Below are 21,652 nucleotides of genomic sequence, written 5' to 3' on the forward strand. Positions count from 1 at the left end.
CTTGGTGTTGTCCTGGCGGGTTTCCTGAAATCGGGCTCCGCGGCGCGCGCGTCAGACCGCGTTCTTCTGGCGCAGCGTGAGCACGTCGAGCAGCATGCGCGCCGTCGAGATGTTGGTTGCGCACGGCACGTCGTGCACGTCGCATGCGCGCACGAGCGCGTTGATGTCGGGTTCGTGCGGCTGCGGGGTCATCGGGTCGCGCAGGAAGATCACGATGTCGACGTTGCCTTCCGCGAGCCGCGCACCGATCTGCAGGTCGCCGCCGTGCGGGCCCGAGAGCATGCGCTCGACGTTCACGCCCGTCGCGGCCTCGATGCGCGAGCCGGTCGTGCCGGTCGCGACGATCTCGCAGTGACGCAGCGTATCGACGTATTCGGTCGCCAGTTTGACGATGTCATCCTTCTTGTGGTCGTGCGCGATCAGTGCGACGCGGGTTGGCATGGCGTAACTCTCCTTGACGTGTGGTTTGCGTGCGTAATTGTCGTGATGCGTGTCGTGATGCGGCGCCAAAAGGCGCCGCTGCTGCCCAACGCTGACTCGATATCAGTAGGTGCCCGGATAAGCCCCGCCGTCGATCAGCCAGTTCTGCCCGGTGATATAGCCCGCGTGCACGCTGCACAGGAACGCACAGGCGCGGCCGAATTCCTCGGGCGTGCCGAAACGTCCGGCCGGAATCGCCTTCATACGGCGCGCTCGCGCTTCCTCTTCCGAAATCTGGCTCGCCTTCGCCTGCGCGACGATGGTGGCCTGGATGCGGTCGGTGTCGAACGCGCCCGGCAGCAGGTTGTTGATCGTGACGCCCGTGGCCGCGACCTGGCGCGCCACGCCCGCGACGAAGCCCGTCAGGCCCGAGCGCGCGCCGTTCGAGAGGCCGAGCACGTCGATCGGGGCCTTCACCGACGAACTCGTGATGTTGACGATGCGCCCGAACCCGCGCGCGATCATGGCGTCGATGGTCGACTGGATCAGCGCGATCGGCGTGAGCATGTTCGCTTCGAGCGCCGCGATCCACGCCTCGTGGGTGTACTTGCGGAAGTCGCCCGGCGGCGGCCCGCCCGCGTTGTTCACCAGGATATCCGGCGACGGACACGCCGCGAGCGCGGCGGCGCGGCCCGCTTCGGTCGTGATGTCGCAGGCCACCGCCTTGACGTCCACGCCCGTGCTCTTGCGGATCTGCGCGGCGGTTTCTTCCAGCGTCTGCGCGGTGCGCGCGACGATCGTCACGTTGACGCCTTCGGCGGCGAGCGCCTCGGCACAGCCGCGCCCAAGTCCCTTGCTGGCCGCGCACACCAGCGCGTTGCGTCCTGCGATGCCCATGTCCATCGTTTTCGTGTCCTTTTTGCGTGGATGACCGTCCTGTGACAGGGCGGACACGGCCAGGCCTTGCTCCGTCCCGCCCTGCGACCTTTTTGGGATTCTAGAAGAATCGGGCGCGACGCGTGGAAGGCCGATGGCGCGCGGCCCGGCAACCCGTGAGCGAAGTCGCGTCGCAACGCGCCAAGCGCGCGCCGGTGCGCGCATGCTTACCGTATACTTGCGCCTGTAGCGCGGCCCGGCGCCCTCGCAAGCCTTGAGCGCTTGCCGCGCGGCGGCCCGTGCTCGCCGCCACCGCGCAACCCGGGCGTGCGCTTCGGGCTCGCGCGGCAACGGCACGACCGATTCTCCGATTCCCTTGCAGCCTCGTGCGCCCCGTCATGAAACAGGACAGCCGTTTCCCGAATCTCTTCATCCTCGATCACCCGCTGATCCAGCACAAGCTCACGCATATGCGCGACAAGGACACGTCCACGCGCACGTTCCGCGAGTTGCTGCGCGAGATCACGCTGCTGATGGGCTATGAAATCACGCGCGACCTGCCGGTCGCGTCGCGCCGCGTGAAGACACCGCTCGTCGAAATCGATGCGCCGGTGATCGCGGGCAAGAAGCTTGCCATCGTGCCGGTGCTGCGCGCGGGCGTGGGCATGTCCGACGGCCTGCTCGAGCTGGTGCCCTCTGCGCGCGTCGGCCATATCGGCGTGTACCGCGCCGACGACCATCGCCCGGTCGAGTACCTCGTGCGACTGCCCGACCTCGAAGACCGCACCTTCATCCTCTGCGATCCGATGGTCGCGACGGGCTACTCGGCGGCGCACGCCATCGACGTGCTCAAGCGCCGCGGCGTGCCCGGCGAGCGCATCCTGTTCCTCGCGCTGGTGGCCGCGCCCGAGGGCGTCGACGTGTTCCAGAAGGCCCACCCGGACGTGAAGCTCTACGTGGCGTCGCTCGATTCGCATCTGAACGAGCACGCCTACATCATCCCGGGCCTGGGTGACGCCGGCGACCGGCTCTTCGGCACGAAAAACTAACAGCTGCGCCACGCTTGTTCAGGGGCGGCCGGCGAAAACGGGCCGCCCTCTCCCCCTACCCCGCCTTGGCCGGGCGCACCCGATCCCGCCCCCTTAGCACCCTCTGCAGCCGGCGTAACCGGCAATCGTCTGGCGTTACGTTACGTAGGCAGGCGAAGCCGGACGGTCCCGGCGTGATAAAATTCAGATCCACCTGAACGGGCGCTGCGTCCCATCCTGCCGGCACATCGTGCTGCGCGGCCGTGGCGCGCGAGGCACGCGCGACATTCACGCGCGCCGCGCGAACGACGCGCGAAGGCCGCACCCGGGAACATCGCAACGACAACAGCACATTGCACACTGCACGCGCATGGCGCGTGAGACGGAGAAAGGTATGGCGGGTCATTCGAAATGGGCCAACATCAAGCACAAGAAGGCTGCTGCTGACGCGAAGCGCGGCAAGGTCTGGACGCGGCTCATCAAGGAAATCCAGGTCGCGGCGCGCATGGGCGGCGGCGATGCCGACACGAACCCGCGCCTGCGTCTGGCCGTCGACAAGGCGTACGACGCCAACATGCCCAAGGACAACATTAACCGCGCCATCCAGCGCGGTGTGGGCGGTGTCGATGGCGCGAACTACGAGGAAATCCGCTACGAAGGCTACGGCATCGGCGGCGCGGCCGTCATCGTCGACACGATGACCGACAACCGCACCCGCACGGTCGCGGAAGTGCGCCACGCGTTCTCGAAGTTCGGCGGCAACATGGGCACGGACGGCTCGGTTGCGTTCATGTTCGATCACGTCGGCCAGTTCGTGTTCGCGCCGGGCACGCCCGAAGACGAGCTCATGAACGCCGCGCTCGAAGCGGGCGCCGACGACGTCGTGACGAACGACGACGGCTCGATCGAAGTGGTCTGCCCGCCGTTCGACTTCACGAAGGTGAAGACCGCGCTCGAAGCCGCGGGCTTCAAGGCCGAAATGGCCGAAGTCACCATGAAGCCGCAGAACGAGGTCGAATTCACGGGCGACGACGCCGTGAAGATGCAAAAGCTGCTCGACGCTCTCGAAAACCTGGACGACGTCCAGGATGTGTACACCAACGCGTCGATCGCCGAGGAATAAGGCGTCGGCGCGGGAGGCCGCGTCGAGGTCTGGTTCGGCCCCGCCTCCTGCTTGCGATTTTCACGGCCGGCGCACTGTGCGCCGGCCGCAACTGTTTCTGGTCTTGGTCTTTCGGGGATTCTCATGAAGTTACTCGTCGTCGGTTCTGGCGGCCGCGAACATGCGCTGGCGTGGAAGCTCGCGCAGTCGCCGCGCGTGCAGCTCGTCTACGTCGCACCCGGTAACGGCGGCACCGCGCAGGACGAGCGGCTCGCCAACGTCGACATCACGGATATCCACGAGCTCGCCGATTTCGCCGAGCGCGAAGGCGTCGCCCTCACGGTGGTCGGCCCCGAAGCGCCGCTCGCCGCGGGCATCGTCAACGTGTTCCGCCAGCGCGGCCTGAAGGTGTTCGGCCCGTCGAAGGAAGCCGCGCAGCTCGAAAGCTCGAAGGACTTCGCCAAGGCGTTCATGAAACGCCACAACATCCCGACGGCGGCCTACGAGACCTTCTCGGACGCCGCGGCGGCGCACGCCTACGTCGAGAAGAACGGCGCGCCCATCGTCATCAAGGCCGACGGCCTGGCTGCCGGCAAGGGCGTGGTCGTGGCGATGTCGCTGGAAGAAGCGCACCAGGCCATCGACATGATGCTCGCCGACAACAAGCTCGGCGACGCCGGCGCGCGCGTGGTGATCGAGGAATTCCTGGCGGGCGAGGAAGCGAGCTTCATCGTCATGGTGGACGGCAAGCACGTACTCGCGCTCGCCTCGAGCCAGGACCACAAGCGCCTGCAAGATGGCGACCAGGGCCCGAACACGGGCGGCATGGGCGCCTACTCGCCCGCGCCGATCGTCACGCCGCAGCTGCACGCACGCGTGATGCGCGAAATCATCCTGCCGACCGTGGCGGGCATGGAGAAGGAAGGCATCCGCTACACGGGCTTCCTCTACGCCGGTCTGATGATCGACGCGCAGGGCAACCCGAAGACGCTCGAATTCAACTGCCGCATGGGCGACCCCGAGACGCAGCCGATCATGGCGCGCCTGAAGGGCGACTTCTCGAAGGTCGTGGAGCACGCCATCGCCGGCACGCTCAACCAGGTCGAGCTCGACTGGGACCGCCGCACGGCACTTGGCGTCGTGCTCGCCGCGCACAACTACCCGGAAACGCCGCGCAAGGGTGACCGCATCAGCGAGATCCCCGCCGAAACCGACGATTCGGTGACGTTCCATGCGGGCACGCAGATGGTGGACGGCAAGCTCGTGACCTCGGGCGGCCGTGTGCTGTGCGTGGTGGGTCTCGCCGATTCGGTGCGCAGCGCGCAGAACGTGGCGTACGAGACCGTGAACCGCATCTCGTTCGACGGCATGCAGTATCGCAACGACATTGGCTATCGCGCCGCGGGGCGCAAGCAGTAAGCGCAGCGCTTTGCCGGGGCCGCCCGCTTTCGATGCGGCCCCAAAGAAAGCGAGCGGCCATGCGCCACCGCGCAACGGCGCGCTCACGGCATTTTCGTCTGGCCGGTTTCGTACGCTGAAAAGCCATCCGCCACGCAGCAGCCTGAAGCGCGCGCAGCATGCAGCCCGCGCGGCCGCCGTTGGCGCCGGGCGTCGCGCCGATCGGCGCTACACTGCCGCTGTCAGGCCGCGCCGGGCGGCCTATCCCAGTAACCTAACGCATAACCCGACGAAGAACCGATTCCAGCGCCCGAGCGCTGCCGTCCCCATTTCATCGATGACCGACACCCCTAACCGCGCCTACCCCGACAGCGCCGCCGTCCGCGCCTGGCTGGCCGGCCTGCAGACGCAGATCGCCGACACGCTCGGCGCCTTCGACGGCAAGCCGTTCGCCACCGACAACTGGCAACGCGGCCCCGGCGAGAAGCTGCGCGGCGGCGGTTGCACGCGCATCATCGAAGGCGGCGAGTTCTTCGAGCGCGGGGGCATCGGCTTTTCCGACGTTTCCGGCGACGCCTTGCCGCCCTCGGCAACGGCGGCGCGCCCCGAACTGAACGGCCGCGGCTTCGAGGCGATGGGTGTTTCGCTCGTGCTGCATCCGCGCAATCCGTATTGCCCGACCGTGCACATGAATGTGCGCATGCTGCTCGCCACCAAGGCGGGCGAGGCGCCGGTATTCTGGTTCGGCGGCGGCATGGACCTCACGCCTTTTTATGGCTTCGAGGAAGACGCGCAGCACTTCCACGGCGTGTGCCGCGACGCGCTCGCGCCCTATGGCGAGGACCTGTACCCGCGCTTCAAGCGCTGGTGCGACGAGTACTTTTTCCTGAAGCACCGCAACGAAGCGCGCGGCGTGGGCGGTATTTTCTTCGACGATTACGCCACTGGCGGCTTCGACGAGGCGTTCGCCATGCTCAGGAGCGTGGGCGACGGTTTCCTGAAGGCGTATCTGCCGATCATCGAAAAGCGCCGCGCAACGCCCTACGGCGAAGCCGAGCGCGAGTTCCAGGCGTACCGGCGCGGTCGTTACGTCGAATTCAATCTGGTCTGGGACCGCGGCACGCATTTCGGCCTGCAAAGCGGCGGCCGCACCGAATCGATCTTGATGTCGATGCCGCCGGGCGCCACCTGGCGCTACGACTGGCAGCCGCAGCCGGGCACGCCGGAAGCGCGCCTCTACAGCGACTTCCTGCCCGTGCGCGACTGGGTCTGACGCCGTGACGCACGCTTTCACCGTCCCGCCCAACGCGCTCGAACGGCGCGTCGGGCTGCTCGGCGGCACGTTCGATCCGATCCACGAGGGCCACCTCGCGCTCGCGCGCCATTTTGCGCGCGTGCTGGACCTGAACGAGCTGATCCTGCTGCCCGCCGGACAACCGTGGCAAAAGCCGGGTGTTACCGCGGCGCAGGATCGGCTCGCCATGACGCGTGCCGCCACTGCCTCGCTCGCGCTGCCGGGCGTGACGGTGACAGTGGATGCCGACGAAATCGAGCACAACGGCCCGACCTACACAGTGGAAACGCTGCGCCGCTGGCGTGCGCGACGCGACGTCGACGGCAACGCGAGCAACGCGATAGCGGCGCTCACGCTGTTAATGGGCGCCGATCAACTGCTGCACCTCGATTCGTGGCACGAATGGCGCGAGCTTTTCTCCCTCGCGCATCTGGCCGTGGCGAGCCGCCCCGGCTTCGGCTTTGACGAAGACTTCGCGGCGCTGCCGCCCGAAGTCGCGCGTGAAGCCACCGCTCGCCGCGCAAGCGCCGCCGCGCTTGCGACCACGCCGTACGGCCACCTGCTGGTCGACGACACGCTCGCGCTCGACGTTTCGGCGACCGAAATCCGGCGCGACCTGCCCGCCTGCGTGGCAAGCGGGCAACGTCGCGGCACCGCCGCCGACAAGCTTCCCGCGGCCGTGTGGGACTATATCCTTCAACATCATCTCTATCTGCATCACGGGTAACTATGGACATCCGCAAACTTCAACGCGCCATCGTCGACGGTCTCGAAGACGTCAAGGCGCAAGACATCCGCGTCTTCAACACGAGCCATCTGACTGAGCTGTTCGACCGCGTGGTCGTTGCGAGCGGCACCTCGAACCGCCAGACCAAGGCGCTCGCCAACAGCGTGCGCGAGAAGGTCAAGGAAGCCGGCGGCGACATCATCAGCACGGAAGGCGAGGACATCGGCGAATGGGTGCTCGTGGATTGCGGCGACGCGGTCGTCCACATCCTCCAGCCCGCGCTGCGCCAGTACTACAACCTCGAGGAAATCTGGGGCGACAAGCCGGTGCGCGTGAAGCTCGCCGCCAGCACGGGCTTCGTGGGCGCACGCCCGAGCGAGCCGATGGACGGCGAGGACGAAGACGAAGAAGCCGCGCCGGCCGTGAAGAAGCCCGCGCGCAAGAGCGCCGCGCGTAAAACCGCGAAGTAAGCGCGGCGCGTTCGCGAACGACCATCGACCCGCACGATGAAACTGCATATCGTCGCCGTCGGCCACAAGATGCCGGACTGGATCGCCGAGGGCTTCGAGGAATATACGAAGCGCATGCCGCCGGAGCTGCGCATCGAGCTGCGCGAGGTGAAGCCCGAGCAGCGTTCGTCGGGCCGCTCGGCCGAGAGCGTCATGGCGGCCGAGCGCACGCGCATCGAGGCCGCGCTGCCGAAGAACGCGCGCATCGTCGCGCTCGACGAACGCGGCCGCGACTGGACCACGATGCAGCTCGCCAAGACGCTGCCGCTGTGGCAGCAGGACGGCCGCGACGTGGCGTTCCTGATCGGCGGCGCGGACGGCCTCGACCCCGAACTCAAGTCGCGCGCCGACACGCTCCTGCGCCTGTCCTCCCTCACGCTGCCGCATGCGATGGTGCGCGTGCTGCTCGCCGAGCAGCTTTACCGCGCGTGGACCATCACGCAGAATCACCCCTATCATCGCGTGTGATGCAGGTTTACAGTGCGCCCGCGCCGCCTCTCGTCGTGCGCCGGCGCCCCGCTTGCGCCCCCCCGCTCGAGCCCCGCTTGCGCCCGACATGGCGGCCGCGCACGTCAACCCGAAGTCCGTAACGACAAAGACGCTCCGATGCCCACCAACGCGCCCTATCCGTTCGTCTATCTCGCCTCGCAGAGCCCGCGCCGCCAGGAGCTGCTGCAGCAGCTCGGCGTGCGCTTCGAACTGCTGCTGCCGCGCCCCGACGAAGACGCCGAAGCGCTCGAAATCGCGCTGCCCGGCGAGCAAGCCGCCGTTTATGTCGAGCGCGTGTGCGCCGCGAAGGCCGACGCCGCCCGCGCGCGCCTCGTCGCAGGCGCGCACAGGCACGCGCCGATTCTGACCGCCGACACCACGGTCTCCATCGACGGCCATATTCTCGGCAAGCCGCACGATGCAGCCGAAGCATATGCGATGCTCGAGCGCCTCGCCGGGCGCGAGCACGAAGTGCTCACGGCGGTGGCCGTGGTCAACGCCGAAGGGGTGTGCCTGCCCGTCGCGGTCTCGCGCTCGCACGTGCGCTTCGCCCCGGCGCTGCCCGCCGCGATCGCGCGCTACGTGGCGAGCGGCGAGCCGTTCGGCAAGGCCGGCGCGTACGGCATACAGGGCCGCGCGGCGGAATTCGTCGAGCGAATCGACGGGTCCTATTCGGGTATCATGGGTTTGCCACTATTCGAAACGGCCGCCCTCCTGCGCGCCGCGGGCATCGACTTCTAGAACAAACCATGAACGAAGAAATCCTGATCAACGTCACGCCCCAGGAGACGCGCGTCGCATTGGTCCAGCAAGGCGCAGTACAGGAGCTTCACGTCGAGCGCACGCTGTCGCGCGGGCGCGTCGGCAACGTCTATCTCGGCAAGGTCGTGCGCGTGCTGCCGGGCATGCAGTCCGCGTTCATCGACATCGGTCTCGAGCGCGCCGCGTTCCTTCATGTGGCCGATATCTGGCATCCGCGCATTGCCGGCGAAGCGCATGCGCCGGTGCATCATCAGCCCATCGAAAAGACGGTGTTCGAAGGGCAAACGCTCATGGTGCAGGTCGTGAAGGATCCGATCGGCACGAAGGGCGCACGGCTTTCCACGCAGGTGAGCATTGCGGGGCGCACGCTGGTCTATTTGCCGCAGGAACCGCACATCGGCATCTCGCAGAAGATCGAGAGCGAGGCCGAGCGCGAAGCGGTGCGCGCGCGCCTCACGGCCGTGTTGCCCGCCGACGAAAAAGGCGGCTATATCGTGCGCACCATCGCCGAAGACGCCACGAGCGAAGAGCTTGCGGCGGACGTCGCGTATCTGCGCAAGACGTGGGCGACGATACTCGCCCAGGCGCAGCGCCTGCCCGCCACGAGCCTGCTGTATCAAGACCTGAATCTCGCGCAGCGCGTGCTGCGCGACTTCGTGAACGACGAGACCTCGCGCATTCAGGTCGATTCGCGCGAAACGTTCCAGAAGCTCACCGAGTTCGCCACCGAATTCACGCCAGCCGTGCTGCCGAAGCTGCATCACTACTCGGGCGAGCGGCCGCTCTTCGATCTCTACAACATCGAAGCCGAAATCCAGCGCGCGCTCTCGCGCCGCGTGGACCTCAAGTCCGGCGGCTACCTCGTGATCGACCAGACCGAGGCGATGACGACCATCGACGTGAACACGGGCGGCTATGTCGGTGCGCGCAACTTCGACGACACGATCTTCAAGACGAATCTCGAAGCGGCGCATACGATCGCGCGGCAATTGCGTCTGCGCAATCTGGGCGGGGTGATCATCATCGACTTCATCGACATGGAGAACATCGAGCATCGCGACCAGGTGCTCGGCGAGCTGAAGAAGGCGCTTTCGCGCGATCGCACGCGCGTGACCGTGAACGGCTTCTCGCAATTGGGACTCGTGGAGATGACGCGCAAGCGCACGCGCGAATCGCTTGCGCACGTGCTGTGCGAGCCTTGCCCGACTTGCCTCGGCAAAGGCCAGGTGAAGACCGCACGCACCGTTTGCTATGACGTGCTGCGTGAAATTCTGCGCGAGTCGCGCCAGTTCAATCCGCGCGAGTTTCGCGTGGTCGCTTCACAGCAGGTGATCGACCTCTTTCTCGAGGAAGAGTCGCAGCATCTCGCCATGTTGATCGACTTCATCGGCAAGCCGGTTTCGCTGCAGGTGGAGTCGAATTTGAGTCAGGAACAGTACGACATCGTGCTCATGTAGCGCGACGCCGTGGCAGGCATCACCGGAGCATCGCAGTTGAATCACCAGCGCGTCACCATTGAACAGATCGGCGAATTCGACGAGATCGTCGATGTACGAACGCCGCTCGAATTTGCCGAGGACCACATTCCCGGCGCGATCAACGCACCCGTGCTCAGCAACGAGGAGCGCGTGATCGTCGGGACCATGTACAAGGACTCGCCCTTCGAGGCGACGCGCGTGGGCGCGGCCATGGTGGCGCGCAATATCGGCATGCATCTCGACACGTTGTTCGCCGACCGTCCGCGCAACTGGCGCCCGCTCATCTATTGCTGGCGCGGTGGCAAGCGTTCCGGCTCGATGACGGCGTGGTTCAACATGATCGGCTGGCGCGCGCGTCAGCTGGATGGCGGATACAAGGCGTACCGGCATACGGTCGTGGAAGCGCTTGGCACACTGCCTGAAGGCTTTCGCTATATCGTGGTGGCCGGCCCGACGGGTAGCGGCAAGACGCGCCTCTTGAAGGCGCTGGGACAAGCGAACGCGCAGATGCTCGATCTCGAAGGGCTCGCCGCGCATCGCGGCTCGTTGCTGGGTGCGCTGCCCCAGCGGGCGCAGCCGTCGCAGAAGTCGTTCGATACGGCGCTCGTGCAGACGCTGCGCGGTTTCGACGCCACGCGGCCCGTGTTCGTCGAGGCCGAGAGCCGGCGCATCGGCGTCATCACGCTGCCGCCCGCGCTCGTCGAACGTCTGCATGCCGCGCCTTGTGTCGTACTCGACGTCGCGCGTAAAGAACGTATCGACTTGCTGCTCGAGGAGTACGGACATTTGTTCGACGAACGTACGTATTTCCGCGAGCAACTGGACAAGCTCACGCCGCTGCACGGGCGCGAGCGTATCGAATCGTGGTGCAAGCTGCTCGACGAAGATCGACGGGCCGAGCTTTACGAGGCGCTCGTCGCGCAGCACTACGATCCCGCCTATACACGCAGCACGCGGCGCAACTTCGCGAAGCTCGAAAAATCGCTGCACTTCGCGTTCCAGCCGATGACGGGCGACACGCTCGCGCAAGCCCGCACGCTGCTCGCGCGGCTGGAGGAAACGTCCTACGCCGCAGAACCTGCGGACAGCGAAGCCGAAGTGCCTCGCACTGTCTGACGTATCCCCTTCCCCTTCGCGGACTTCATAAAAGGCGCGCGCGCCGCGATGGCTTAGCGCGAGTACATCGCGTTCCAGTCTTCAGGCGAAACCGTGGCGCGGCCGCCCGCTTGCGAGGCGTTCGCCACGCCGCCGTAGCTGCTGTTTGCGCCATTCAACGCTGCGACCTTCGCCTGGGCGGCCTGGATGGCTTCGGGGTAATGGGCGTTGTCACCGTCACCGACGCGGTAGCCCACCTGCTGGAGCTGCACGAGTTCGGCGCGCACCTGGGCGCGCGTGATGGTCGAGTGCGACTGCGCGAACGAAGCGGTGGGCAGAGCGGCAGCGGCAAGAACGGTGGCGACGGCAACGGCTTGAATCAGGGACTTCATGGAAACGACCTCCAGTTGGATTGGCGGTCGACGTGCGGCTGTGTGTGCATGCGACCGATGTACACATCGTATGCTCACGAATCCCTAGGGTTAACCCCTAGAATCCTAAGGCACTGTTCCAATTCGAGGCAAAGTCCGCGCGATCCGGCGCCGAAGGGCGCCATCGGCGTTGGCGCGATTACTGACGCGGCGTGGCGTTTTCAGTCAACGAAGCGGTGTGCTGGAGCTGCGCGGGCAGATCGGGCTCCCACGCTTCGAGATCCTGAGTCGGATAAAGGCCGAACGCGTAGATCACCCGCTTTAGGCGGCTCACGAAGTTGGGACGCGGGACGTTCGCAAGCGTGCCCGGCGCGGCCTCGGCCGTGCGGGCCATGTAGTTGTACTTGAAGTCGCGCTGCGTCACGCCCCACTTCAGGAGGAATTCGCGGCCGCCGCGGTTGCGGCGAATGCGTCCCGTCGTCCGGCAGCCGAAATGGTAGATGCGGCTCGCGCCGACCGAGCGGAACGTGCGGCAGCCGACCAGCCAGAGCTTCATCAGGAAGTCGTCGTCGCTGCTCATGCCCGGCCCGAACTCGATGCTATAGCCACCCACGCGCAGCCAAAGTTCGCGGCTCACGAGCGTCGGCTGCAGCGCAATGCCGTTGCGGTCCACTGTGTTCATCTTCGCGGCGAATTCGAGCAGCCCCGCCTCGTTGAAGTCGGCAGGTCCCGTGCCGAAGTGGGCGACCGTCACGAGGCCGTTGCCGGTGTCGGTCGGCTCGATGATCTGCGAGGCGAGATAGGCAGGCGCCGGGCCGATTTCGCGCAATGCGTCGACGAAGGCCGTATCCCAACCGGGCGTGCAGAACATGTCGTCGTTCATGAACAGGATCCACCCGGTCGTCGCGAGGCGCGCCACGTCGTTCACGGCGAGGCATACGCCCACGTTCCCCTTGCTCCACGTATGGCGAATACCCTGCTCACGGACCCAGTCGAGCGTGCCGTCGCTGCCGTCGTTGACGTGCACGAGAATCTCGTGCTCGAACGAAGAATGGCGCCGGATGCTGTCGACGCACATCTTGAGATACGGCAGGTTATTCCAGGTCGGGATCAGAATACTGAACATGAAGGTTTTGCCCTAGAAAGGGTCAGATTTGACATGCATGCATTTCGTGCTCGCCGCGAGAACGGCCAGCACGCAAGCCTGAAGAAATGGGTTCTCTCATGACGTCCTGACTACGCGGCTTTTGGGTGCGAAGCATGACGAGAAACGCGATATTGTACGCATACATTCTTCTTGCCCAAACTGCCGCGGGAGTTCGTACCCCACGGTGGCCGCCCATTAAGCCGTCCCTGATTCTTCGTCAAGCGCACGAGCTGCTATCGTGTGATAATAAGAGGTTATCTTGAAGATCAAGTAGACCCGTGTTTCAGCAGACCAACTCAAACACTTCGTGGGTTTCGCCGGCAAGCTGGCTCGATCGGGCAGTTTCCCGGTCCTGCACGATCCCCTACCCGGGCGTGCCTTACGAGCCGGAGCCGTTTCTTCGCAGCACCAGCCGCATCAAGATCGCGAAGAAATACCTGCACAAGCAATTTCTTCTGAAGGCGCACGGCCAGTTGCGCCTCGAACAGGCGCATCTGGACCCTTCGCAGCGCATCCTGTGGGTCTACGCCAAACGCAACTTCGGCGACGCGACGATGGACATGGCCGGCCGCGCCCTGCTCAAGGGCCTCGGCATGCGCATCGATCTCCTCGCGTTGCCGTCGCTGGTGCCGCTGTTCAGCGAAGACGACGTGTTCGGCAAGGTCTACGGTGACCCGGACGAGGTCGATGCGAGCCGCTACGACGCGATCCTGCTCTCCGAGTACAACCTGCCGTCGATTCGCATCAAGACCCGGCACTTCGCGAAGCTGCCCTACGCGGGCCTGTTCCGTTACTTCAACGGCCCCGACCGCAACCAGACCTGCTTCAGCTTCGCGAGCGTCAACGACGTGTTCTCGCTCGGCCACGACGCCGACACGCTCGCCGCGATCAGCAAGCCCTATCTCGCCAGCGAGCCGGCAACGCGCGAGTCGGTGCGCGGCCTCCTGCCGGCGCGTCCGTTCATCGCGATCGCGGCGGGCGGCGTGGACCCCGATCGCACCTACAACCGCTGGCCCGAAGTCGTCGAATTGCTGAACAAGTACGACACCGCCGGCGCCGCGAAGGAAATCGTCGTGCTCGGCTCCGACAACGGCACGCAGATCGCGGAGCAGTTGTGTGCGAGCGCGCCCGCTGGCGTACATATCCGCTCGTTGACCGGCAAGCTCGCGTTCCTTCAGGCACGCGAGATCGTGGCGCACGCCGAACTGTTCGTGGGCGCGGACGGCGGCCTGATGCACGTCGCCCACACCACGCAAACGCCCAGCGTCTCGCTGTTCAGGGATCAAGAGCCGCCCGCGCTGCGTTTGACCGAAGCCTGCCGGTCCATCGGTCTGCAGGGCAGCGGCAACGTGGACACCATCCCGCCCGCGCAAGTCGTCGGCGCGGTGCTGCGCCAACTCGCCGCTCACGCGCCCGCTACGGCGTCCGCGGCGGCCTGATCACTCCAAACGTAACGGCTCAGGCCCACGCCGGGGCACTTTCAGGTCCGCGGCGCGCCTGAACGCGCGCGCCGCGTCATCGCCCGGAAGACTCAGGCAGCGCTTTGCTGATACTGGATCTTGTGCAGGTGCGCGTACATGCCGCCCTTCTCGAGCAGCTGCTGGTGCGTGCCCGATTCGACGATATGGCCGCCATCCATCACGAGGATGCGGTTCGCGCGCTCGATCGTCGACAGGCGGTGTGCGATCACGAGCGTCGTGCGCCCGCGCATCAGCGTTTCCAGCGCCGCCTGCACGTGGCGCTCCGACTCCGAATCGAGTGCCGAGGTCGCCTCGTCGAGAATCAGGATCGGCGCATCCTTGTAAATCGCACGGGCGATCGCCAGACGCTGGCGCTGGCCGCCCGAGAACTTCATGCCGTTATCGCCGATCAGCGTGTCCATGCCTTCGGGCAGCGCCGAGATCGTTTCCCACAGGTTCGCGGCGCGTAGCGCGCGCTCCACGCGCTCGCGGTCGGCCGTCTGGCCATAGGCGACGTTATTCGCAACCGTGTCGTTGAACAGCACCACGTCCTGGCTGACCATCGCGATCTGGTTGCGCAGCGCATGCACGTCGTAATCGGCGATCGACACGCCGTCGACCATCACCTGGCCGCCGCTCGGATCGAAAAAGCGCGGCAACAGATTCACGAGCGTGGTCTTGCCGCTGCCGGACGGGCCGGCGAGCGCCACCATTTCGCCGGGATTGATGCGGAACGACACATGGTCGAGCGTCACGCGATGGCTCTCGCCATAGGCAAACGAGACGTCGCGGAACTCCACTTCGCCGCGCGCGCGTTCGAGCGGCAAGCCGCCGCCCGCGGGCTCGGGCGGCTCGTCGATCAGCCCGAAGATCAGCTCGGCCGCGGTCATGCCGCGCTGCAGCGGCTGATTCACGTCGATCAGGTGCTTGAGCGGCGAGATCACGAGCAGCATCGACGTGACGAACGCCACGAAGCCGCCGACCGTCGTCTGGTCGTTCGAGGCTTGCACAACGGCAATGGTGATGACGATCGCCAGCGCGATCGAAGCGAGGAACTGCGTGAGCGGCTGCGCGAGCCCGCCCGACACCGTCATGCGCATCTGATAGCCGCGCAGACGGCGGCTCATTTCGCCGAAGCGCTCCTTTTCGTAGGTCTCGCCGTTGTGAACCTTGACGACCTTGTAGCCGCCCACCGTCTCCTCGACGATATAGGACAGATCGTTCGTGAGCATCTGATGCTCGCGGTTCAGTCGGCGCAAACGCCGGTTGATCTTGCTGACGAGCCAGCCGATCGCCGGCAGCAGCACCGCGACGATCAACGTGAGCCGCCAGTTCAGGTAGAACAGGTAGCCGAGCAGGAAGATCACCGTGAGCGAGTCGCGCACGAGCGTGACCAGCACGCCGAGCAGCACGCCGAGAATCTGGTTGACCTCGAACACGATCGCATTGATGACCGTACTCGCGGTTTCGCGCTGAAAGAAGCCGACGCTCGCGTGAATCATGCGTTCGAACATCTTCAGGCGCAGCGCGAGCAGGACGCGATTCGACACGTACTGCAACAGGTAACCGGACGCGTATTGCGCGAGGCCGCGTACCAGCGCCAGCCCGATGACCGCGATGGGCACCAGCCACTTCGCTTGCGGAGCGCCGCGCGTGCCGAAGCCGTGATCGAGCAGCGGCTTGAGCAGCGCGGGAATGCCGGCTTCGGTGGCGGCCACCACGGCCATCGCGATCACGCCTGCGAGGAGCACCCACATAAGCGGCTTCACATACGGCCACAGCCGCCGGCCAATCACGACCGGCGACGACTTGGTGTCGGAGCCGATCGGCTTGCTCAAGGTTGATCTCTCGCCCAAAATTTCCTCGAAAAAAATGCGGGTAATCTGCCCGCCCCCTGGCAAACAGGTACGCCATTGTAAACGTTCGGCCCAGGAGGCGATGTATCCGTCCGGACGGGCCTGGCGCCGGGGCGGTTTCGTCGTCGCCGGCGTTTTTGTATATACTCAGCGATTCGGCTTCCGGGTAGGAACGCGCGCGCAGCAAGCGTCTGCGCGAAGCGCTCTCCGAACGCGAGGCCGGCTCCAGCCGGCCTTCCCACCCTCTTCACCTTCTACCAGCCATCGCGAGCCAGCGCCGATGAACGACAGCGCCAAACCCGATGCGATCAGTGTCATCGTCATCGTCAAAAACGAAGCACACGATATTCGGGACTGCCTTGCTTCCGTGCACGGCTGGGTCGACGAAATCGTCGTGCTCGATTCGGGCAGCACGGACGGCACCCAGGGCATCTGCCGCGAGTTCGGCGCGACGGTCGTCGAAACCGACTGGCCCGGTTTCGGCCCGCAAAAACAGCGTGCGCTCGACGCGGCCCGCGGCCCGTGGATTCTCTCGCTCGACGCCGACGAACGCGTCTCCCCCCAGCTTCGCGACGAAATTCTCGCAAGCGTGAAGTCGAACGGCGCCGACCTGTTCCGCGTGCCTCGCCAATCGAACTACTGCGGCAAGTGGATCCGCCATTCCGGCTGGTCGCCCGACTACGTGACGCGGCTCTTTCGCCGCGACGCGGCGCGCTTCTCGAACGATCTCGTGCACGAACGCGTGATCGCCGCGCCCGACGCGCGCGTCGGCACGCTCACTCAGGCGCTGATTCACTACAGCTTCCGCGACTTCTCCGAAGTGCTCGGCAAAATCGACAGCTATTCGACCTACGGCGCGACCCAGGGCGCGGCGCGCGGCAAGCGCGGCGGCCTGCGCAAGGCGCTGCTGCACGGCTTCTGGTCCTTCGTGCGCAGCTGGATCATTCAACGCGGCTTTCTCGACGGCAAGATGGGCTTCGTGCTGGCGATCTCCAACGCGGAAGGCACCTACTACCGCTACCTGAAGCTCATGCTCCTCGAGACACAGCAGTCCGCGGCGGCAAAAGCCCGCGACGCCGCGCCGGAGAGCCGATGAACGCGCGTCGCGACATGCTGATTTCGGTGATCGTCAGCACCTACAACCGGCCCGATGCGCTCGAACGGGTACTGGCCAGCTTAAGCGCGCAGTCCGACACGCGCTACGAAATCATCGTCGCCGACGACGGCTCGGCCAATGCGACCCGCGCAACCGTGGAGCGCTGTGCGGCGTCGAGTCCGGTGCGCATGGCGCACGTGTGGCACCCGGACGACGGCTTTCGCCTCGCCGAAATCCGCAACAAGGGCATCGTGCAGGCCCGCGGCGATTACCTGATCTTTCTCGACGGCGACTGCGTCGCGCAGCACGATTTCGTTGCGCGCCATCGGCAACTCGCGAGTGAGCGCGCCATCATCACCGGCAGCCGCATCCTGCTCGACGAAACGCTCACGCAACAGGTGATCGCACAGACGATTCCGCTTGCGGATAGGGGCTTCGGCTTCTGGGTTCAGCAACGCCTCGCTGGCCACGTCAACAAGATCGCGCCCCTCTTCGTCAAGTTGCCGGATCGCAAATGGCGCGTGATCGAGCAGTTCAAGTGGCGCGGCATCAAGGGCTGCAACATGAGCGCCTGGCGCAGCGACATCGAGCGCGTGAACGGATTCGACACCAGCTTCACCGGCTGGGGGCACGAGGACGCCGATTTCGTGGCCCGGCTCGCCAATGGCGGCGTGCACCGCAAGCTCGGCGCCTATGCCACGGAAATCTTCCACCTGTGGCACCGCGAGCAAGCGCGCGCGCAGGCAAGCTCCAACGAAGCAAGGGTCAAGGTGCGTGTCGCGGACGGCACCGTGCGCGCCGAACGCGGTCTGGCCGAACTCGCGAGCTGAACGACGCGCGTTTCGCAGAACCACGGCGCGGCATGGCAGCGGTGAAGACCGCCATACCGTCCGATCCCGTCAGTACACGATCTCGATTTCGCTGCCTGCGAACTCGCCACGCAGCGCGGCGAGCAGGTCGTCGGTAGGTTTCACGCGCCAGGCGTCCCCCAGACGCACTTCGCCTTCCGCCCGATCGTTGCGATAGGCGATCTGCACCGCGAGCCCGTTCGGAATGACCGCATGCGCGCGCTCGCCGCGATCGCGCCCGAAACCGCCGCGGCCACGCGTTTCCGCGGCAGGCGCCGGCAGCGAGTCGTCGGGCTTCGCGCGATAGGCTTCGAGCACCGTGCGCAGCGCGCCGGCATTGGCATTGCCGTTCATCTGCAGCTTCACGGCTTGCGCGTAGCGGCTGCGCGCGCGCTCGAGATCCATCACGGTGTCCACGGTGAAGCGAATACCGCCCGTGAACGCGTCATTGCGCGCCCCGCCCTGCACGACGAGCAACTCGTCTTCCTTGAAGAGCGCCTTGTGCGCCTCGAACTGCTCGTTGAACACCGTCACTTCGCACTGCCCGGTGCCGTCGTCGAGCAGCGCGATCAGCATCTTGCCGCGCTGGGTCATTTGCGTGCGCAACGAAGCGATCACACCCGCGATCAGCTTGTCGCGCCCTTCCTTGAGCTCGCCGATCTTCTGGCGCACGAAGCGGCGCACTTCGTCCTTGTAGGCGTCGAACAGATGGCCCGAGAGGTAGAAACCAAGCGCCGCCTTCTCTTCCTGAAGCTTGCGCTTCTCGCCCCACGCCGGCTCGTCCACCAGTTCGTGCGCGGCGAGCGGTGCATCGCCCATGTCGAAGAGGCCGGCCTGCATGGCGTTGGCGCTCGCCTGGTCGGCGGCTTCCATCGCCATCGGCACGGACGCGAGCAACTGTGCGCGGTTCGCGTGAATCGTGTCGAACGCGCCGGCGCGGATCATCGCTTCGATGGTGCGGCGATTGACGAGACGACGGTCGATGCGCTCGCAGAAGTCGAACAGGTCCTTGAACGGACCGCCCTCTTCACGCGCGCGCAAGATTTCTTCGATGGCGTTCTGGCCGCTGCCCTTGATCGCGCCGAGACCGTAGCGGATCGTGCGCGAGCGCTTGCCATCGGCCACGCTGGCGTCGGCCACCGGCTCGAAGCGGTACGCCGAGGCGTTCACGTCCGGCGGCAGCACGACCATCTTGTTGGTCAGGCAATCCTCGAAGAGGATCTTCACCTTGTCGGTGTCGTCCATGGCGAGCGACATATTCGCTGCCATGAATTCGGCCGGATGGTGCGCCTTGAGCCACGCCGTGTGATAAGCGAGGAGCGCGTAAGCGGCCGCGTGCGACTTGTTGAAGCCGTAGCCCGCGAACTTCTCCATCAAGTCGAAGGTCTCGTCCGCCTTCTCGCGCGTGAGGCCGTTCTTCGCCGCGCCTTCCGCGAAAATCTCGCGGTGCTTGGCCATTTCCTCGGGCTTCTTCTTGCCCATCGCGCGACGCAGCAAGTCCGCGCCGCCGAGCGAGTAGCCGCCGATGATCTGCGCCATCTGCATCACCTGCTCCTGGTAGACCATGATGCCGTAGGTCTCTTTCAGAACAGGTTCGACACGCGGATCGGGGTACTCCACCACTTCGCGGCCGTGCTTACGCGCGCAGAAGCTCGGGATCAGGTCCATCGGGCCCGGACGATACAACGCCACGAGCGCGATGATGTCCTCGAAGCGGTCGGGCTGCGCGTCCTTGAGCATGCCCTGCATGCCGCGGCTTTCCAGCTGGAACACGGCGACCGTATTCGCTTTCTTGAGGATCTGGAACGACGGCGCGTCGTCGAGCGGCACCTGGGCGAGCGACCAGTCCTTCTTCGACGGATCGAGCATGCGGATATAGCGCTCGGCCCAGTCGAGAATCGTGAGCGTGGTCAGGCCCAGAAAGTCGAACTTCACGAGGCCGACGGCTTCCACGTCGTCCTTGTCGTACTGGCTCACGACGCCGCTTTCGTCACCCTGCGTGTAGAGCGGGCAAAAGTCGGTGAGCTTGCCCGGCGCGATCAGCACGCCGCCCGCGTGCATGCCCACGTTACGCGTGAGACCCTCCACGAGCTGCGCGAGGTCGAGCAGCTGGTGCACTTCGTCTTCGTTGTCGTAGCGCTCCTGCAGGAGCGGCTCTTCCTTCATCGCGTCGGCGATGGTGACGTGCTTGCCCGGCTTGAACGGAATCAGCTTCGCGACGCCGTCGGTGAAGTTGTAGCCCAGATCGAGCACGCGGCCGATGTCGCGCACCGCGGCCTTCGCGGCCATGGTGCCGAAGGTGGCGATCTGCGAGACGGCATCCGCGCCGTACTTCTCCTTCACGTACTGAATGACGCGGTCGCGCCCGTGCTGGCAGAAGTCGATGTCGAAGTCGGGCATCGACACGCGTTCCGGATTCAGGAAGCGCTCGAACAGCAGGTTGTAGCGCAGCGGATCGAGATCGGTAATGCCGAGCGCGTAGGCGACCAGCGAGCCCGCGCCCGAACCCCGGCCCGGCCCCACCGGCACGCCGTTGTTCTTCGCCCAGTTGATGAAGTCCGCAACGATCAGGAAGTAGCCCGGGAAGCCCATCTTGATGATGGTCCCGCACTCGAATTCGAGCCGCTCGTTGTAGCGCGCGCGCTCCTGCTCGCGTTCGGCCTCGTTCGGATACAGCTGCACGAGGCGCTTTTCGAGACCTTCCCGCGAAAGCTGCACGAGATAGTCGTCGAGCGAGAGGCCGTCGGGCGTCGGGAACAGCGGCAGCTTCGGCTTGCCAAGTTCGAGCGTCAGATTGCAGCGTCTGGCGATTTCGATGGTGTTCGCGATTGCCGAAGGAATGTCCGCGAACAGCGCGACCATTTCTTCCTGCGTGCGAAAGCGCTGATCGGTCGTGAAGCGCTTCTGGCGGCGCGGATTCGCGAGGATGTCGCCCTCCGAGATGCACACGCGCGCTTCGTGCGCGGTGTATTCCTCGTCGGTCATGAACTGCATGGGGTGCGTGGCGACTACCGGCAGCTTCAGTTGCGACGCGAGCGCCACCGCCTGCTCGACATACTGCTCGCCGCCGGGCTGGCCGCAGCGCTGCAGCTCGATGTAATACGCGTTCGGAAACAGCTTCGCCCAGCGCTGCGCATGGCGCTTCGCACTTTCCGCATTGCCCGCCGCGAGCGCGAGACCCACGTCGCCCTGTTGCGCACCCGAGATCGCGAGCAGGCCCTCGCCGAGTCCTTCTTCGAGCCAGGCGACGTCGACTTCCGCGCGGCCGCGATACTGGTTCGTGAGCCACGCCTTGGAAAGCAGCTCGCACAGATTCAGGTAGCCGCGCTTGTTCTTCACCAGCAGCAGGAGGCGCGACGGCTTGTCGCGGTCGTCGTGATTAGTGATCCAGACGTCGCAGCCGGCGATGGGTTTGACCCCTTTGCCACGGGCTTCGGTGTAAAAACGGACGAGGCCGAATGCGTTGCCGAGGTCGGTGAGCGCGAGCGCGCCCTGGCCGTCCCTGGCCGCCGCCTTGACGAGGTCGTCGAGGCGCACGATGCCGTCGGCAATCGAGAATTCGGAGTGGACGCGGAGATGGACGAAGCGGGGATCTGACATGGCCGTCATTGTACCTTCAGGGGCACGCGATTTTCGGCGCACGCTCGCATGGGCAAGTGACATCGGCCAGTCTGGCCTGGACCTTGCCGCGGGCGC

The 21,652-nt window shown here is 65.7% G+C and carries 19 protein-coding genes; 13 read left to right on the forward strand and 6 right to left on the reverse strand.

The window, feature by feature from the left end; translation table 11 throughout:
* Nucleotides 1-51: 51 nt before the first annotated feature.
* Entirely contained in the window at nucleotides 52-441 is a 390-nt protein-coding gene (locus tag AB3X98_RS09690; protein ID WP_069265494.1) for a methylglyoxal synthase, read from the reverse strand.
* A 102-nt stretch (nucleotides 442-543) separates the two neighbouring features.
* Nucleotides 544-1,323: an SDR family oxidoreductase gene (locus tag AB3X98_RS09695; protein WP_069265307.1), complete on the reverse strand. Its 780-nt coding sequence runs from the start codon at nucleotides 1,321-1,323 to the stop codon at nucleotides 544-546.
* Between the two features lie 371 nt (nucleotides 1,324-1,694).
* Between AB3X98_RS09695 and upp the strand changes: the two genes are divergently transcribed.
* From upp to mnmH, 10 genes are all read left to right on the forward strand, one after another.
* Nucleotides 1,695-2,345 (forward strand): uracil phosphoribosyltransferase, encoded by a 651-nt coding sequence (gene upp, locus AB3X98_RS09700; protein WP_028205714.1) that lies wholly within the window; start codon nucleotides 1,695-1,697, stop codon nucleotides 2,343-2,345.
* Between the two features lie 373 nt (nucleotides 2,346-2,718).
* Nucleotides 2,719-3,447 (forward strand): YebC/PmpR family DNA-binding transcriptional regulator, encoded by a 729-nt coding sequence (locus tag AB3X98_RS09705; protein ID WP_069265309.1) that lies wholly within the window; start codon nucleotides 2,719-2,721, stop codon nucleotides 3,445-3,447.
* Nucleotides 3,448-3,570: 123 nt separating this feature from the next.
* The gene (purD, locus tag AB3X98_RS09710; protein ID WP_368606737.1) at nucleotides 3,571-4,845 is read left to right on the forward strand and encodes a phosphoribosylamine--glycine ligase; all 1,275 of its coding nucleotides are present in this window, start codon (nucleotides 3,571-3,573) and stop codon (nucleotides 4,843-4,845) included.
* A 316-nt stretch (nucleotides 4,846-5,161) separates the two neighbouring features.
* On the forward strand, nucleotides 5,162-6,097 hold the full coding sequence (gene hemF / locus AB3X98_RS09715) for an oxygen-dependent coproporphyrinogen oxidase (RefSeq protein WP_368610235.1): 936 nt from the start codon (nucleotides 5,162-5,164) through the stop codon (nucleotides 6,095-6,097).
* A gap of 4 nt (nucleotides 6,098-6,101) precedes the next feature.
* Nucleotides 6,102-6,845, forward strand: a complete 744-nt coding sequence (locus tag AB3X98_RS09720) for a nicotinate-nucleotide adenylyltransferase (protein ID WP_368606735.1) — start codon at nucleotides 6,102-6,104, stop codon at nucleotides 6,843-6,845.
* A gap of 2 nt (nucleotides 6,846-6,847) precedes the next feature.
* Entirely contained in the window at nucleotides 6,848-7,315 is a 468-nt protein-coding gene (gene rsfS, locus AB3X98_RS09725) for a ribosome silencing factor (protein ID WP_069265313.1), read from the forward strand.
* Between the two features lie 36 nt (nucleotides 7,316-7,351).
* The gene (rlmH, locus tag AB3X98_RS09730; RefSeq protein WP_368606734.1) at nucleotides 7,352-7,822 is read left to right on the forward strand and encodes a 23S rRNA (pseudouridine(1915)-N(3))-methyltransferase RlmH; all 471 of its coding nucleotides are present in this window, start codon (nucleotides 7,352-7,354) and stop codon (nucleotides 7,820-7,822) included.
* Nucleotides 7,823-7,960: 138 nt separating this feature from the next.
* Nucleotides 7,961-8,584: a nucleoside triphosphate pyrophosphatase gene (locus tag AB3X98_RS09735; protein ID WP_368606733.1), complete on the forward strand. Its 624-nt coding sequence runs from the start codon at nucleotides 7,961-7,963 to the stop codon at nucleotides 8,582-8,584.
* Between the two features lie 8 nt (nucleotides 8,585-8,592).
* Nucleotides 8,593-10,062 carry a ribonuclease G gene (gene rng / locus AB3X98_RS09740; protein WP_069265316.1) on the forward strand — a complete coding sequence of 490 codons (1,470 nt, stop codon included), beginning with the start codon at nucleotides 8,593-8,595 and terminating at the stop codon, nucleotides 10,060-10,062.
* A gap of 36 nt (nucleotides 10,063-10,098) precedes the next feature.
* Nucleotides 10,099-11,199: a tRNA 2-selenouridine(34) synthase MnmH gene (gene mnmH, locus AB3X98_RS09745; RefSeq protein WP_368606732.1), complete on the forward strand. Its 1,101-nt coding sequence runs from the start codon at nucleotides 10,099-10,101 to the stop codon at nucleotides 11,197-11,199.
* A 53-nt stretch (nucleotides 11,200-11,252) separates the two neighbouring features.
* On the opposite strand, the gene AB3X98_RS09750 is transcribed toward mnmH, so the two are convergent.
* Complete coding sequence (locus AB3X98_RS09750; RefSeq protein ID WP_069265337.1) at nucleotides 11,253-11,570, reverse strand: DUF4148 domain-containing protein; 318 nt, start codon at nucleotides 11,568-11,570, stop codon at nucleotides 11,253-11,255.
* A 178-nt stretch (nucleotides 11,571-11,748) separates the two neighbouring features.
* On the reverse strand, nucleotides 11,749-12,675 hold the full coding sequence (locus AB3X98_RS09755; RefSeq protein WP_368606731.1) for a glycosyltransferase family 2 protein: 927 nt from the start codon (nucleotides 12,673-12,675) through the stop codon (nucleotides 11,749-11,751).
* Nucleotides 12,676-13,070: 395 nt separating this feature from the next.
* Here AB3X98_RS09755 and AB3X98_RS09760 point away from each other — a divergent pair, with 395 nt between their 5' ends.
* Complete coding sequence (locus tag AB3X98_RS09760; RefSeq protein ID WP_368610236.1) at nucleotides 13,071-14,135, forward strand: glycosyltransferase family 9 protein; 1,065 nt, start codon at nucleotides 13,071-13,073, stop codon at nucleotides 14,133-14,135.
* A 92-nt stretch (nucleotides 14,136-14,227) separates the two neighbouring features.
* Here AB3X98_RS09760 and msbA read toward each other — a convergent pair whose 3' ends face one another.
* Nucleotides 14,228-16,012 carry a lipid A export permease/ATP-binding protein MsbA gene (gene msbA, locus AB3X98_RS09765; RefSeq protein WP_141710694.1) on the reverse strand — a complete coding sequence of 595 codons (1,785 nt, stop codon included), beginning with the start codon at nucleotides 16,010-16,012 and terminating at the stop codon, nucleotides 14,228-14,230.
* Nucleotides 16,013-16,292: 280 nt separating this feature from the next.
* On the opposite strand from msbA, the gene AB3X98_RS09770 reads away from it, so the two are divergent.
* Together AB3X98_RS09770 and AB3X98_RS09775 are read left to right on the forward strand one after the other, a co-directional pair.
* Entirely contained in the window at nucleotides 16,293-17,108 is an 816-nt protein-coding gene (locus tag AB3X98_RS09770; protein ID WP_368606729.1) for a glycosyltransferase family 2 protein, read from the forward strand.
* Nucleotides 17,105-17,938 (forward strand): glycosyltransferase family 2 protein, encoded by an 834-nt coding sequence (locus AB3X98_RS09775; RefSeq protein WP_368606728.1) that lies wholly within the window; start codon nucleotides 17,105-17,107, stop codon nucleotides 17,936-17,938. Before AB3X98_RS09770 ends, AB3X98_RS09775 begins: the two co-directional genes overlap by 4 nt.
* A gap of 69 nt (nucleotides 17,939-18,007) precedes the next feature.
* Here the strand turns inward: AB3X98_RS09775 and dnaE are convergent, their stop codons facing one another.
* On the reverse strand, nucleotides 18,008-21,565 hold the full coding sequence (dnaE, locus tag AB3X98_RS09780) for a DNA polymerase III subunit alpha (RefSeq protein ID WP_368606727.1): 3,558 nt from the start codon (nucleotides 21,563-21,565) through the stop codon (nucleotides 18,008-18,010).
* Nucleotides 21,566-21,652: the final 87 nt, after the last annotated feature.

This window comes from Paraburkholderia sp. BR14312 (assembly GCF_040948675.1).
Lineage (GTDB): Bacteria > Pseudomonadota > Gammaproteobacteria > Burkholderiales > Burkholderiaceae > Paraburkholderia > Paraburkholderia nodosa_A.